This is a genomic window from bacterium, assembly GCA_035703895.1.
Lineage (GTDB): Bacteria > Sysuimicrobiota > Sysuimicrobiia > Sysuimicrobiales > Segetimicrobiaceae > Segetimicrobium.
This window is the reverse complement of the sequence record DASSXJ010000266.1, coordinates 1-13,962: the sequence shown is the minus strand read 5'-3', so window position 1 is coordinate 13,962 and position 13,962 is coordinate 1. Positions and strand designations below refer to the sequence as shown.

At 68.2% G+C, this 13,962-nt stretch carries 12 protein-coding genes and 1 tRNA gene; all 13 read left to right on the top strand.

Features of this window, described 5'->3' with window-relative positions; translation table 11 throughout:
* Window positions 1–241: 241 nt before the first annotated feature.
* Window positions 242–379 (top strand): hypothetical protein, encoded by a 138-nt coding sequence (locus VFP86_17770; protein ID HET9001492.1) that lies wholly within the window; start codon window positions 242–244, stop codon window positions 377–379.
* 85 nt (window positions 380–464) lie between these two features.
* Entirely contained in the window at window positions 465–1,031 is a 567-nt protein-coding gene (locus tag VFP86_17765; GenBank protein HET9001491.1) for a biotin transporter BioY, read from the top strand.
* Between the two features lie 60 nt (window positions 1,032–1,091).
* Window positions 1,092–1,472, top strand: a complete 381-nt coding sequence (locus VFP86_17760) for a RidA family protein (GenBank protein ID HET9001490.1) — start codon at window positions 1,092–1,094, stop codon at window positions 1,470–1,472.
* Window positions 1,473–1,537: 65 nt separating this feature from the next.
* Window positions 1,538–1,611, top strand: a tRNA-Gln gene (locus tag VFP86_17755).
* Window positions 1,612–1,908: 297 nt separating this feature from the next.
* Window positions 1,909–4,620, top strand: coding sequence for an HD domain-containing phosphohydrolase (locus tag VFP86_17750; GenBank protein HET9001489.1), 2,712 nt, complete (start codon window positions 1,909–1,911; stop codon window positions 4,618–4,620).
* A gap of 97 nt (window positions 4,621–4,717) precedes the next feature.
* Window positions 4,718–6,079, top strand: coding sequence for a bifunctional UDP-N-acetylglucosamine diphosphorylase/glucosamine-1-phosphate N-acetyltransferase GlmU (glmU, locus tag VFP86_17745; protein ID HET9001488.1), 1,362 nt, complete (start codon window positions 4,718–4,720; stop codon window positions 6,077–6,079).
* A gap of 14 nt (window positions 6,080–6,093) precedes the next feature.
* Window positions 6,094–7,074 carry a ribose-phosphate pyrophosphokinase gene (locus tag VFP86_17740; GenBank protein ID HET9001487.1) on the top strand — a complete coding sequence of 327 codons (981 nt, stop codon included), beginning with the start codon at window positions 6,094–6,096 and terminating at the stop codon, window positions 7,072–7,074.
* A 22-nt stretch (window positions 7,075–7,096) separates the two neighbouring features.
* The gene (locus VFP86_17735) at window positions 7,097–8,230 is read left to right on the top strand and encodes an MraY family glycosyltransferase (protein HET9001486.1); all 1,134 of its coding nucleotides are present in this window, start codon (window positions 7,097–7,099) and stop codon (window positions 8,228–8,230) included.
* Window positions 8,227–9,465, top strand: coding sequence for a UDP-N-acetylglucosamine 2-epimerase (non-hydrolyzing) (gene wecB / locus VFP86_17730; GenBank protein HET9001485.1), 1,239 nt, complete (start codon window positions 8,227–8,229; stop codon window positions 9,463–9,465). Before VFP86_17735 ends, wecB begins: the two co-directional genes overlap by 4 nt.
* Before the next feature lie 53 nt (window positions 9,466–9,518).
* Window positions 9,519–9,839 carry a biotin/lipoyl-binding protein gene (locus VFP86_17725; protein HET9001484.1) on the top strand — a complete coding sequence of 107 codons (321 nt, stop codon included), beginning with the start codon at window positions 9,519–9,521 and terminating at the stop codon, window positions 9,837–9,839.
* A gap of 78 nt (window positions 9,840–9,917) precedes the next feature.
* On the top strand, window positions 9,918–11,723 hold the full coding sequence (locus tag VFP86_17720; GenBank protein HET9001483.1) for a hypothetical protein: 1,806 nt from the start codon (window positions 9,918–9,920) through the stop codon (window positions 11,721–11,723).
* Between the two features lie 53 nt (window positions 11,724–11,776).
* A complete protein-coding gene (locus tag VFP86_17715) occupies window positions 11,777–13,525 on the top strand; it encodes a SpoIVB peptidase S55 domain-containing protein (protein HET9001482.1) in 1,749 nt (582 codons plus the stop codon).
* A gap of 47 nt (window positions 13,526–13,572) precedes the next feature.
* A partial coding sequence (locus VFP86_17710; GenBank protein ID HET9001481.1) for a hypothetical protein occupies window positions 13,573–13,962 on the top strand: 390 nt, incomplete at its 3' end.

The window sequence follows — 13,962 nt, the reverse complement described above, 5'->3', positions numbered from 1 at the left end:
ACAGCGGCGGCGTTTGCCGACGAAGGGAATTGGGACGCGCGTGCTTCCTCCACGCTGATCGTGGGCCAAGCCGCACCGACCGACGTGGGCACGGTTGTCGGCGACGGCCCGTCTGTCGGGCAGTTCCATGCCGACCAAGAGCACGCGGACAGGTAGCCTGCCGCCCGCTGCCGGCCGTCCACCTCACCGGTGGCGGCGGGCAGCGGGCGAGACACGCCGGAGGCGATACGGATAGGCGGGCGTGGGGACCCAACTCGAGGTCGTCACCCAGATCCAGAATTCGGCCACCGCGGACAACCAGGTCATCCAGGCCGGGTTGAACTACTTCGTCGCGGTGGCCCAACTCGATCGCGCCCTCGGCGTGCAGGTGAAGATCTGATCGCGCAGGTCACGTCGGCCGCGGCGCGACCTCTGGCGCCAGATCCTAAGGTGCGCCGTGTGCTCGTGTCGAAGGAGGCGATGCGATGTCCACGCGGGACCTGACCCTCATCGCGCTCTTCGCGGCGCTCACGGCGGTGTGCGCGCAGGTGAGCGTGGCGGTACCGTTTTTTTCGAGTGTGCCGTTCACGCTCCAGGTTTTCGCCGTGCTCGCATCCGGCGCGGTGCTGGGTTCGCGGCGCGGGTTCTTGAGCCAGGTGGTCTATCTCCTGCTCGGGGCTGCCGGGGCGCCCGTGTTCGCCCGGTTCCACAGCGGAGCGCAGGTCCTCGTAGGGCCGACGGCCGGATACCTGTGGGCGTTTCCGATTGCCGCGTATCTGGCGGGGTGGGGGGACGATGCCTGGAGGGCGCCGGCCGCTCGGTCGGGTCGAGCGGTGTGGCTCCGATTGGCCGCCGGGCTTGTCTGCATCTACGTGTTCGGCGCCGCGGGTCTTGTGGCGACGGGGACCGTGCCCACGCCGGCCCGGGCCATTCAGGTGGGTGTGGTCCCATTCTTGCCGTTTGACGTGGTGAAAGCGATGCTGGCAGGGTTCGTGGCCCAGCGGCTTCGATCGGCGCTCCCGGTCCTCCAGGTGGCGGCGCACGACCGGTAGCGCTCCCGTCCACACGGAACATGCCGCCTTGGGCGGCGAGTCATGGGGGGTGAAGAGAGCATGACTAAGCGCGTGATCAAGACGGAGCAGGCTCCACCGGCGATCGGCCCCTACTCCCAGGCGATCGCGGCCAACGGTCTCGTGTTTGCGGCGGGACAGATTCCGCTCGATCCCCGCACCGGCCAGCCCGTCCCCGGCGACGTCAGGGTCCAGACCCGAAGGGTCCTCGATAATCTCAAAGCGGTGCTCGAAGCCGCCGGATCCTCGATGGATCAGGTGGTCAAGACGACGGTGTTTCTGCGCGATCTCAACGACTTTGGCGCCATGAACGAGATCTACGGAGAGTACTTCAAGGAGAACCCGCCGGCCCGCTCGACCGTCCAAGTAGTCAAACTGCCGCGGGATGCCGCCGTCGAGATCGAGGCGGTCGCGCTCGCCTAACCGGCCCCGCTAGGCCTCGCGCCTTGTCGGTCCCCGCCCTGTGCGGTACGATGGCGGTGATCCGCTGGGGGATCGGCTAATGGTAGGCCATCAGACTTTGGATCTGAGAGTCCAGGTTCGAATCCTGGTCCCCCAGCCACCAAAAGCGCGAGAAGTGTTTCCTACCGCTCGGGAGTAGTCTCGTTCGCAGGCGCCGCCGCGTGAACCTTGTGCCGTTCGATCGCGAAATTAAGCGGGCCCATGAGGCGCTGATGTCCTTTGCCGAGGCCCAGGCCCGCAAGTAGATGGACGGAAGGAGGACCGAACACCGAAACGGAACCCCGCGCTGATGTCCTCCGTCGCTGTCTAACAATCGCCCCGATGGGCATTACGTATACGGATGGGGCTCCCACGCTCCTCCGGGCGAGAATCCAGCCATGGAAGCGCGCATCCCGGCATGAGACTCACGCCTCGGTGGGCCACCTGCGCTTTCGGCCTCCTGCTGGGCATCGCCATGCTCGTGGGGCTGGATCGGTCGGGCGTGTTCTCCTCCAAGCCTCCGCATCCCATGTCCGACTGGTCCGTCGTGCTGGTGCTGATCTGCGGCACCCTGCTGGGTATGGCCGCCGTCACATACATGCGGGGTCCTCGGGGGATCGCGGGGCGCTCCTCACCCTCATTCGGGGGCCCGGAATCGGCGGGGGCGCTGCGCGCGATTCTCGGTGTCTCACCGCAGGCGATCCTGGCCATTGACGCCGTCGGGAATGTCACGATGTGGAATCCTGCCGCAGCGACCCTGCTGGGCTGGAGTCCGGAAGAGGTCTTGACGCGGCCGCTTCCACTCGTCATCGACGACGATCCTCTCGGAGCGCGGTCGCTCGCGCAGGCGCTCCGCGAGAACCGTCCGTGGAGTGGGGCGGTGGTGCGCTCCCGGCGAAAGGACGGCGCCGCGCTCGTGATGCGGGTCTGGGTGGCACCGGTCGCCGGTGGATCGCGGTCGCCGGGGACCTACGTCGTGACGCTCGAGGATGCGGCGCCTGCTCTGGCGGGAGATCGCAGCAGGAGCGCCAACGCCATCCTCGCGGTGGGGCTCCGCGCGACTGACCTCCCCGGTCTCTTGGAAGGCGTGCTCGATCACGTGATCGGTTCGCTCGGGGTGGGCGTGGGCGGGGCATGGCTGGGAGAGGTGGGCGTTGCCCGCGGGCTTGCGGCGGACCTCGGGTTGGCGATCGTTCGGGCACCGCACCCCGGCCATCAGGATCGCGAGCGGCCGGCCCCGTTCGCGGTGACCGATTGGAGGGCCGCCCCGCAGGACGCCCCCGCCAGGATGCGCGAGCAATTTCTTCTGCGCGGCCTCCGCGCCACGGTGCTCACGTCGTTCACGTCGAAGGGCGGGCACACCGGCGGCCTGGTGGTGGCGTCTCCCGAGCCAAAGGCGTGGACGCCAGAGGAGTGTGCCTTGGTCGCGACGGCGGCCGAGGCGCTGGCGGAGGCGGCCGACCGGCTGCATCTCCTCGACGAAACTCGGGAGCGTCTGCAGTTGCTCGACCGGGCCCGAGCCGCGGGCCAGCGTCTCCACCATCCCGCATCGGTCGCCGACGTCGCGAGGGTCGTGGGGGAGGGCGCGCTGACCCTCGGAGGGGCGGACCGGGTGGCGGTGTACCTCCACCAACCGGACGGGGCGCTCACCTGTTTCTGGTCTCAGGGTCTGTCTCCCACGTACGTCGACCGGGTGCTGCACCACGCGAAGCTCCTGGCGGGCGGCCATATGATGGATGGGGCGAAGCCGGACCTCCTCGAGATCTCCGGCCGCGGCATCGACGGGTCCGCGCCAATCCTCTATCCGGACGTGCAGGCGCTGGCTCCGGCTGTGCTGGTCCCCCGGCTGACCCAGGCGGAGGGCTACCGCGCCCTCGGCTGCTGGCCGCTCGTCTACGAGGACACCGTCCTCGGGCTCCTCAGTTGCTACTACGATGCCCCGCGAACCTGGTCGGCCCCCGAGCAGGACGTGCTGCAGACGTTTGCGCAAGAGGCGTCGTTCGCGCTACGCAACGCCCGGGCGCTCGACGCTCAGACACAGCGGGCCGCGGATCTGGAAGTGCTCTTCGACCTGAGCCGCAGGCTCCGCGCGGCGCGAAACCTCGAGGAGATCTACCCGATCCTGGTCGGACATGCGATGGAACTTGTCCAGGCCGACAGCGGCACGCTCGCCCTGCTGGCCAAGGAACGTCCGGAGTTCGACTGCGTCTTTGCCGTTGGAATGGCGCCCGAAATGCGGGAGGTGTCCTTCCCCGTCTCGGGCAGCCCGTTCGGCCGCGTGGCGCAGACCGGGGCGATGTACCAGACGGCAAACTTTGGCGGCGAGCCGCTGCCCGTCTGGATGACCGGGTTCCGCGGCTTTGGTCCGGCGGTGATCGTCCCCGTCCGGTCCGAACAGGAGACGATTGGGGTGTTCTGGCTGGGCCGGAAGCGCCGCCCGGACGCCAGTCCCTTTGCCGAGGCCGAGGCCCGACTTCTCGAAGGGATCGCCGAGATCGGGGGGACGGCGATTCGGCGGGCCAGGTTGTTCCAAAACCTCGAGAAGTCGTACATGCAGATGGTCGTGAGCCTGGCGCGGACGATGGACGTGCGGGACAGTTATACCTCCGGTCACAGCGAGCGCATCTCAGCGTGGGCGGAGACCGTCGCCCATGAGCTCGGCTGCGGTGAAGAAGAGATTCAGGACGTGCGGTGGGGCGCCCTGCTCCACGACATCGGCAAGATCGGCGTCCCCGACGCCATCTTGCGGAAGCCCGGTAAGCTGACCGACGCGGAATGGGCGATCATGCGCAAGCATCCCGAGATCGGCGAAGAGATCCTCGCCTCTACCGAGCGGATGCGGGGGGTGGCCGCGCTCGTCCGCCACCACCAGGAGCGATGGAACGGCACCGGATACCCGGACGGGCTCAAAGGCGAGGAGATCCCGCTGGGCGCGCGCATCCTGGCGGTCTGCGACGCCTACAGCGCGATTACCGACGACCGGCCCTACAAGAAGGCGCGCACGCATGAAGAGGCGGTGGCCGAATTGCATCGCTGTGCGGGCACGCAGTTCGATCCTCGTGTCGTGCCGGCATTCTGCACGGTGGTGGAACACAAGCGGGAACGGGAACAGGCCGGCCGGGTGCGCTGAGCGCGACCACGCTGCGAGCGCGGCCGGCGCGTGGCTGCCGCAGGGGCTGGGTTCTTGGGCCGCGAATCCCCTTAAGGTATCTTCGGGAGGCAGCGCGGTGGAGCAGCCACAAGCGGTGATCCTGGCGGCGGGCCGGGGCACGCGGATGAAATCGGATCTCCCCAAGGTGATGCACCCGCTGTGCGGCCGTCCGATGCTCGCCTACGTGCTCGAGACGCTTCGCCGGGCCGGCGTGGGACGCCCGCTGCTCGTGGTCGGCAGAGAGGGCGGGGCCGTGCGTGCAGCGGTTGGATCCGCCGTGCACTACGTCATCCAGCACCGGCCGCTAGGGACGGGTCATGCGGTGGCCCAGGCGTTGCCGCGTCTGCGCGGGCGGTCGCTGGTCTACGTGATCTACGCGGACATGCCCTTCGTCTCTCCTCGGACCCTGCGGGCCCTCCTGGGCGCGATACGCACCACCGCGGTGGCGGCATTGGCGACCGGCACCGCGGAAGAGTCCCACCACTTTGGCCGCATCATCCGCGACGGCCGGCGTCGCTTCCAACGCATCGTGGAGGACCGCGACGCGACGCCCGAGGAGCGCGCCGTCCGGGAGGTGAACGTCGGGGTCTACTGTTTTCGCGTCCGCGAGCTCAAAGGGGCCCTCGAGCGGATCCGCCCCAACAATCAGCAACGGGAGTACTACCTGACCGATGCGGTCAACCTGCTGGCGGCCTCATCGGGGGATGTCGTCACCGTAGGCGTGGACGATCCGGAGGAGATGATCGGGATCAACGGCCGCGAGGAATTGGCGCAGGCCGAGCGCGCCATGCGGGGCCGGATCCTGTCCCGGGTGATGGCGTCGGGGGTGACGGTGGTCGACCCGGTGACCACGTTCATCGATGCGACGGTCCGGCTCGGCCGGGACACGGTCGTGCATCCGATGACCTTGATCACCGGGAACACGGCGGTGGGCGAGGGCTGCGTGATCGGTCCGGGTGCCCGCCTCCACGACGCGGTGATCGGCCGGGGGGCCCGCGTCTGGGATTCTTCGCTTGAGGGCGCGCGGATCGGCAGCGGCTCGGTGGTGGGGCCCTACGCGCATCTCCGGCCGGGCACGGTGGTCGGCCGGGACGTCGAAGTCGGCAACTACGCCGAGATGAAACAGGTGCGCGTCGGTGATCGGACGAAAGTCCATCACAAGAGCTACCTGGGGGATGCCTGGATCGGGGCGGACGTCAACATCGGCGCCGGGACGATCACGTGCAACTACGGGCTCGACCGTCGGAAGCATCGGACGACGATCGGGAACGGCGCGTACATTGGGAGCGACTCGATGCTGGTCGCACCGGTCCGGATCGGCCGGGGGGCGATCACCGGCGCCGGGGCGGTGGTGACGAAGGACGTACCGCCCCACAGCGTCGCCGTCGGGGTCCCGGCGCGCGTCATCCGCGTGCTCGACGGCAAGCGACCGCAGTAAAAGAGGAGGCGAAGATGGCGGGTGCGGGGATCCGGATCTTCAGCGGCACGAGCAACCCGGATCTCGCCGGGGGCATCGCCGCCTCACTCGATCTGCCGCTCGGCGCCATCAACGTCTTCCGGTACGCCGACGGTGAGATCGGCGTTCGGATCGAGGAGAGCGTCCGCGGCGAAGATGTGTTTGTCGTGCAGCCGACGTGTCCCCCCGCCAGCGAAAACCTGATGGAGCTCCTCGTGATCATCGACGCGGTCAGGCGCGCGAGCGCCGCCCGCATCACCGCCGTGATCCCGTACTTCGGCTACGCCCGCCAAGATCGAAAGATCAAACCCCGGGAACCCATCTCCGCCAAACTGGTCGCGAATCTGCTGACGACCGCGGGAGCCAACCGGGTGCTCACCCTCGACCTGCACGCGGGACAGATGTGGGGGTTCTTTGACATCCCCTTGGACCACCTTCCCTGCCGGATGATCCTGGGGGATTACTTCCGCGGGCTCGCGCTCGAGAACATCGTCGTGGTGTCCCCGGACATCGGGGGCGTCAAGCGGGCGCGGGAGTTCGCGGAGTACCTGCAGGCTCCGCTGGCGATCGTCGACAAACGCCGCGACCGCCCCAACCAGGTCGCCGAGGTCGTCCACGTGATCGGCAAGGTGTACCGGCGGACCGCGATCCTGATCGATGACATCATCGACACCGGCGGCACGCTGGTGATGGGCGCGGAAGCGCTCGTGCGCCGGGGCGTGCGGGAGGTGTACGCCTGCAGTACGCACGCGATCCTTTCGCCGCCCGCGACGACGCGCGTGCTCAGATCCCCGATCCGCCAGTTGGTGGTTACGGACAGCATTCCGGTGCCCCCGGACAAGCGGACATCCAAGACGACGGTCATCTCGGTGGCGGCGTTGTTGGGGGAGGCGATCCGGCGGATCCACGCCGACCAATCGGTGAGCGATCTATTCGCGCAGTCGCGGGTGATGCAATCCGTGGCCGAAGGGGACTGATCCCCGTCCGGCCGAGATCCCCATGACGATCTCTCCGTTCCTCGTGGCCGGCGCGATCGGCCTGGCGGTCGCGTACCTGCTGACGCCCTTCATCGTGTGGCTGGCGACGCGCTTGGGCGTGCTGGCCCAGCCGGGAGGCCGGCATATCCACCGCACGCCGGTCCCGCGCCTCGGAGGGATCGCGATTTATCTGGCGTTCGTGGTCGCCGTCCTCGCCGGCCTGCCGCTGGAGCGGGCGATCAAGGTCACGGAAGACGCGCACCAGATCCTGGTGACGATTCCGTTTACCCCCGCGTTCGACCGGCCCGTGATCGGCGTCCTGCTCGGCGCGACCGTGATCACGATCCTCGGCATCATCGACGATATCCGTGGCGTCGCGCCGACCGAGAAGTTGTTCGGCCAGCTGGTGGCCGCGGTCGTCCCGCTGTCCTTCGGCGTCGGGATGGACGTGTTGACAAACCCGTTGGGGGGGATGGTGTTCCTGGGCCCGTTCGGGATGGCCTTGACGGTGATCTGGCTGGTGGCGCTGTGCAATGTGATGAACCTGATCGACGGCATCGACGGCCTGGCGGCGGGCATCGCGGCGATCGCCGGGGGGACCGTCTTCATCGCCTCGTACCAGCGGGGCGATCTCGCCACCGCGATGCTCGCGGTGGCCCTCATCGGCGGCACGCTGGGATTCCTGCCGTACAACTTTAGTCCCGCGCGCATCTTCCTGGGCGATACCGGGTCGATGCTGCTCGGCTACCTGCTCGGCAGCCTCTCGGTCCTCGGCACCTACAAAAGCTACACCGCCCTCTCGCTCCTGGTCCCGCTCGTCGCGCTCGGCGTGCCGGTGCTCGATACCGCGCTCGCCATCACCCGCCGCTGGCGCACGCGCCGCCCCATCTTTCAGCCGGACACGGAGCACCTCCATCACCGGCTGCTCAAGCGCGGGCTGACCCAGCGGCAGGTGGCCATCGTGCTGTATCTCGTCACGGGCGTGCTCGGCGTCGGAGCGCTGCTGGTCAGCGGGTTTCACGGCGTGCACCGCGTCTTGCTGGTCGCCGTCCTGGGCCTGTTGTCGATGGCCCTCGTGTTCGGGGCCCGCCGCACCGGGTTGCTGACGCCCGCCCCGCCACCCGTCGCCTCCGGACGCCACGAAGTACCCAAGTGACCGGCGCTCGTCCCCGGAAGATCATGCTCGTCTTCGGGACACGGCCTGATGCCGTCAAAATGGCGCCCGTGGTCCACGCCCTCCGCGCCCATCCGGACGCGTTTGCGCCGATCGTCGCGGTCACGGCGCAGCATCGGGAGATGCTCGATCAGGTGCTCGCGCTGTTCACGATCACCCCAGACTACGATCTGGGCATCATGACCGAGCAACAAACGCTCGCCGAGATCACGGTGCGGACCCTCGAAGGCCTCTCGGCGATCCTGCCGGAGACCGCACCCGACCTCGTGCTCGTGCAGGGCGATGCCGCGCCGTCCTTCGTGGGATCTCTGGCGGCGTTCTACCGCCGGATCCCCGTGGGCCACGTCGAGGCGGGGCTCAGGACCGAGGACAAGTACCAGCCGTATCCCGAAGAGATGTTTCGTCACATGACGACGGTGCTGGCGGATCTCCACTTCGCGCCGACCCCCGCCGCCCGCGACAATTTGAAGAAGGAGGGCGTTCCGCCGGACCGTATCATCGTGACCGGCAACACCGTCATCGACGCGCTCTTGGACGTGGCCGGGCGCGATCCTGTCCCCGCGGATCCGGGCCTCCGGGCGATCCTCGGGCGGCGAGGGCGCCGGGTGCTGTTGCTCACATCGCACCGGCGGGAAAACTGGGGCGACCCCCAACGGCAGATCTTCCACGCCGTCCGCGATCTCCTCGCGCAATTTCCCGATCTCGACCTCGTCTACCCGGTGCATCCCAATCCCATCGTGAGCCGGCCCGCCCAGGAAATTCTTGGTCCGCATCCACAGGCGCATCTCTTTGGGCCGCTCGATTACGCGGCGAACGTGGCGTGCATGAAGGCGGCCTCGGTCATCCTGACCGACTCCGGCGGGATCCAAGAAGAGGCGCCCGCCCTGGGCCGGCCGGTCCTGGTGCTCCGGGAGACCACCGAACGACCCGAAGGTGTCGCGGCCGGCACGGCGCGCCTCGTTGGGACGGATCGGACCCGGATCGTAAAGGAGGCGGTCCGGCTCCTCACGGACCCCCGGGCCTACGCACGGATGAGCCGGGCCAGGAACCCCTATGGAGACGGACACGCCGCCGCGCGCATCGCGGGCGGACTGCTCCATTACTTCGGGCTGGTCAAGAACCGGCCGAAGGAATGGTCCGTAGAGAACAAGGGTAGGATAGATAGGAAGCCCGTGCACACCCGGGGCGGGCGTCCGAGGAGGCGTTCGGGGGTTTGACACCCATTCCGGCCCCGGGCTATAATTGTATGTCCTATGGAGAGTGATGTGCCATGGCCCCGATAAGGGTCGCGGTTGCGGTTGCGCTCGTGGTCATCGGGTTCGCGCTTGTGATGCCGGCTCCGACCTTGGCGGAGTCCGCCAGCGTTCTCGTCCGTGTGGTCATTTCGGGCGAGGTATTGCCCCTGCAGCTCGCCAAGGTCGGTCAGCCCGTCAAACAAGGCGATCCGCTCGTATTTCTGCGGGGCACGACCTCCGGCGCATCGGTGCCCGCGGCGGTCGCGTCTGTGGACGGCCGGGTCGTGCAGGTTATGGTGCGGCCAGGAGATCGCGTCAACATCGGGGATGTTGTGGCCGTGATCCAACCCCAGTGAGGGAACGGCGCTCCGCGATTCCGAGGGGGACTCGTCCCCCTCGTCCTTTTTATTGACCGGACCGGGGAGGCACACACAGTGCGGAGAACATGGGGGGTGTTGGCGGTCCTGGTAATGGCCCTGGGGGGGATACCGTCCACCGGTCGCGCCGCCCCTACCGATGCCCCGCAGATCCTGCCGCTTGCGCAGATCAAGCCCGGGATGACTGGGTACGGCCTGACCGTCATCCGGGGCACCACGATCGACCGGTTCGCCATCCAGATCATGGGCATCCTCAAGGGTGGCCCGTCAAGCAACCTGATCCTGTTCAGAGCGACCGGCCCGTTGATCCGCGAGGCGGGCGGCACCGCCTCAGGAATGAGCGGGAGCCCGCTGTACGTCGGCGATCGCGTCATCGGAGCGCTGAGCTATGGGTATCACTTCGCCGGTGTGGACGCCGACCTCAGCCTGGCCACGCCGATCGAAGACATGTTGAAGATCCTGGCCTCGCCGCCTTCCCGTGACGCGGGCGTCCGCGGTCCCCGGACATACGAGGCGGCGAGCCCGATCGCGACCGCAGTCGGGCCCATCTCCCGCGTTGTCCTGATGAACTCCACCGCGGAGGCGGCCGCGTACAACGCGCACCCGCTTCCGCACTCGATCGCGGTCGCACCGACCGCCGTGCCGGTGTTCGCCGCGGGCGTCTCTTCGCGGGCGCTCCCGCTCCTCTCGCGGTTTCTCGCACGCTATAACGTCGCCCCGATGCAGGGGTACGGGGGAACCCGCCAATTTGCGGCGCCGCCCGTGGTCCCCGGGAGTTCCCTCGGCATCGAACTAGCGCGGGGCGACGTTGAGGTGGGCGCCATCGGCACGGTGACGTACCGTCGAGGAAATCAGATCCTCGCGTTTGGACACCCGCTACTCAACGCCGGAACGGCGGCGATGCCGCTCACGGCCGCGTGGATCGATACGGTCGTCCGCTCCGTCGACTTCCCGTTCAAGGAGGGGAGCATCGGCCCGATCGTCGGAACGGCCATCCAGGACCGCGGCACCGGCATGGCGGGGGAGGTGGGGCGGTTCCCGCGTCTGTTCGGGGTCAGGGTGCGCGTCCGGGATGGCGAAGGAGCCGTCCGCGAAACCGACGTCCAGGTCGTCCGCCGCGGCGACCTCGCCGAGGCGCTCGTCCCAGTGGTGGCGTTGAGCGCGGTGCAGCGGTCCCTCGATCGCGTCTCCGGCGGGTCCGCGCGTGTCCGCATCGCGCTCAGAGCGCGAGGGGTCGCGCATGAAATCGTGCGGGAGGACCTCGCCTATGACGTCGCCGACATTGCGACCGCATCCGTCCTGGACGTGCCCGGCGCCACGCAACTCCTCTTCGGCAATTTCTTCAAGACCCTCGACCCGATTGATATGACGGTGGACGTCGTCGTGCAGAACCAATCCAACACCGCGCTGCTCGTCAGCGCCACCACGCCGACCAGGACCATCACCCCCGGCCAGCGGGTCCGGGTGGAGATCGGGTTGTTCCCGTACGGCGGCAAGGAGCCGATCACCCGCACGGTCCAGTTCACGGTGCCCCGCGATTTTCCGCCGGGTCCGGCGTTCCTCCTCGTCGGGTCGGCGGGCGGGCTGAACGATCCCACGGGCATGCCGACCGATCAGAAGTTCCAACTCCTGGTGGCCCAGCAGGGAATGCCGCAGGGGACCGCCAAATCGCTCGATGAGGCGGTTGAACAGTTTCAGGAGTTTGGGAAGAACACGGATGTGCTCGTCGACCTGCTGCCGGCTCCCGTGCTCGAGGCGGTCGGCGGCAATGCGAACCCAGGCTTTGAGATCCTCGCCGGGACCTTCGTCCCAACCGACGTGGTCGTCCTGGGCAGGTTTCAGATTCCGATGGTGGTGAAGTAATCCGGCGTAGTGCACGGACCACGCCACGCGCAGCGTGGCATTCGGAGGTCGAGATGAGCACAGCCGTACGCGTGGCGCGCTGGTGCGCGGTGCTGGTCGTGGGCGGGTTCGTAAGCGCGGTCCCGCTCGCCGCGTCCCCTTCGTTGATTCCCGCAGACCAGATCACCCCGGGCATGACCGGAATCGGGAAGACGGTCATCCTGGGGACCAGGATCTCGGAGTTCGCGGTCACGATCCTGGGCGTTCTCCGGAACGCAGGACCGGCCGGGGACTTGGTGCTCTTCAGAGCCTCCGGCCCCGTGATTCGGGACGCCGGCGGCCTCGCCTCGGGCATGAGCGGCAGCCCGATCTATCTCGGCGGGAAACTGGCGGGGGCGTTCAGCTACTCATTTCAGTTCGCCGACCCCACGGTGGGGTTGTTCACCCCCATCGAGGACATGATGAAGACCTTCTCCACCCGAGCCCGGGGCGCCCGGCCCGGCGTCTACGCGGTGGCGCCGTTCTCCCTCGGCGGCCGCACGATCCGGCGCGTCCGGATCCAACCAACGCCGGATCCGCGCCCTGCGGCTCCCGACATGGCCGTGGCGGTGCCGGCCGCGACCCCGTTGTTCGTCTCGGGGCTCGGCGCGCAGGTGACCGAAGAAATGACGCACGCGCTCCAACCCATGGGGCTGCTGCCGCTGGCGGGGCCGGGGACCGCCGACCTTCCATCGACGATCCCACTCGAGCCCGGAAGCGCGATTGGTGTGTCCTTGATGCAGGGCGACATCGCCGCATTTGCGATCGGGACGCTGACCTATCGTGACGGAAACCGGGTGCTGGCGTTTGGACATCCGTTTACCGAGCTCGGCGCGACCGAGTTCCTCCTCACCAACGCGACGATTTTGCAGACCGTCCGCGCCGTCAACCACAACCTGAAGATCGGCGCCGCCGGCGCGCCGGTGGGAATCATCTCGGAAGATCGTCCGGCCGCCGTCGGAGGGACGATCGGCGTCTTTCCCCGCATGTTCGGCGTCCGGGTAACGGTGAGCGATGCCGACGCGGGCGCGAGCCGGCGCTTCGGGTTCCAAGTGGTGGGCAACAAGGACCTGGCGCCCATCTTGGTGGCGCTCGGAACGCGCGGTGCGGTCGAGCGGGCCTTGAACCGGTCGGGAGAGGGGACGGCCGAGGTCCGGATGGTGTTGCGGGGGCGGGCACTGCCCCGGCAGGTGGAGCGCGCCAACAACTTTTACAGCGGGAGCGACATCTCGGTCCGCGCTCTCGCCGAGGTCCCGCAGGCACTCCACCTGCTCTTTGACAATGACTTTGTCGACGTGAGCCCCACCGACATCACCATCGACGTCAAGGTCACCAAGGCCCGTCAGACCGGAACGATCACCGAAGCCGAATTCCCGCGGGGAACTCTGCAGCCGGGCGGGACGGCTCGGGTCCGCGTCACCGTGCGCCCGTTCCGGGAGGCGCCCATGATCCGCGATATCGACGTCGCCGTGCCTGCGGATTTCCCCGAGGGGTCCGCGCAGTTGGTGGTGCGCGGCGGATCGTCCGCGCCGCCCATAGCGCCGGGGGGGCTGACCTCAACCGGGCAGGGCCCCGCCGCCATCCGGAACCTTGCCGACGCGATCAGCGCTTTTGAAGGGGGCGAGAAGAACACGGATGTCGTGGTCGACTTGATCAGCGGGGCCCAACGGCCGCCGCTCGCCACGACGGCCGGGCCGCCTCATGTCTCGACACGGTGGACGACCCCGTGGGTGCTGGTCGGCAGGTTTCAAACTCCCATCGTGATCACGAGAGGCGCGCGCTGACCACTCCACGGCCAGGCGCCTCCCGGCGCAGGTACCGATGGACCGGGGTGGCGGCGTGGACCGCGTGTGTCCTTCTGGCCGTGGCCGTGTTTGCCGGCGCGACCTGGCAGCGGTACGTCTCGAATGGAACCCTGGCCCAGGAGATCCGGCGGACCGTCGTCATCCAACTCCGACAGAGCCTGGGCCGTGAGGTCCAACTCGGCCGCGTCACCGGAGACCTCGTGCACGGTGTCACCCTCCACGACCTTCGGATCGCGGAGCACGGCGGATTTCCCCTCGGCGTGGCATTCTCCGCTGACGAGATCCGCCTGTCGTTCAACTGGCAGGCGATCCTGACCTTCCGGCCGGACTTCATCAACCTCATCTCGCGCGCCGATCTCCTCCGGCCGCGCCTGGTGATCTCCCGAGGCGCCGATGGGACGTGGAACATCGAGGAC

Coding starts and splice junctions, on each gene's coding strand:
- VFP86_17765 (HET9001491.1), top strand. CDS start 465: ATGTCCACGCGGGACCTGACCCTCATCGCGCTCTTCGCGGCGCTCACG.
- VFP86_17760 (HET9001490.1), top strand. CDS start 1,092: ATGACTAAGCGCGTGATCAAGACGGAGCAGGCTCCACCGGCGATCGGC.
- VFP86_17750 (HET9001489.1), top strand. CDS start 1,909: ATGAGACTCACGCCTCGGTGGGCCACCTGCGCTTTCGGCCTCCTGCTG.
- VFP86_17740 (HET9001487.1), top strand. CDS start 6,094: ATGGCGGGTGCGGGGATCCGGATCTTCAGCGGCACGAGCAACCCGGAT.
- VFP86_17735 (HET9001486.1), top strand. CDS start 7,097: ATGACGATCTCTCCGTTCCTCGTGGCCGGCGCGATCGGCCTGGCGGTC.
- VFP86_17725 (HET9001484.1), top strand. CDS start 9,519: ATGGCCCCGATAAGGGTCGCGGTTGCGGTTGCGCTCGTGGTCATCGGG.
- VFP86_17715 (HET9001482.1), top strand. CDS start 11,777: ATGAGCACAGCCGTACGCGTGGCGCGCTGGTGCGCGGTGCTGGTCGTG.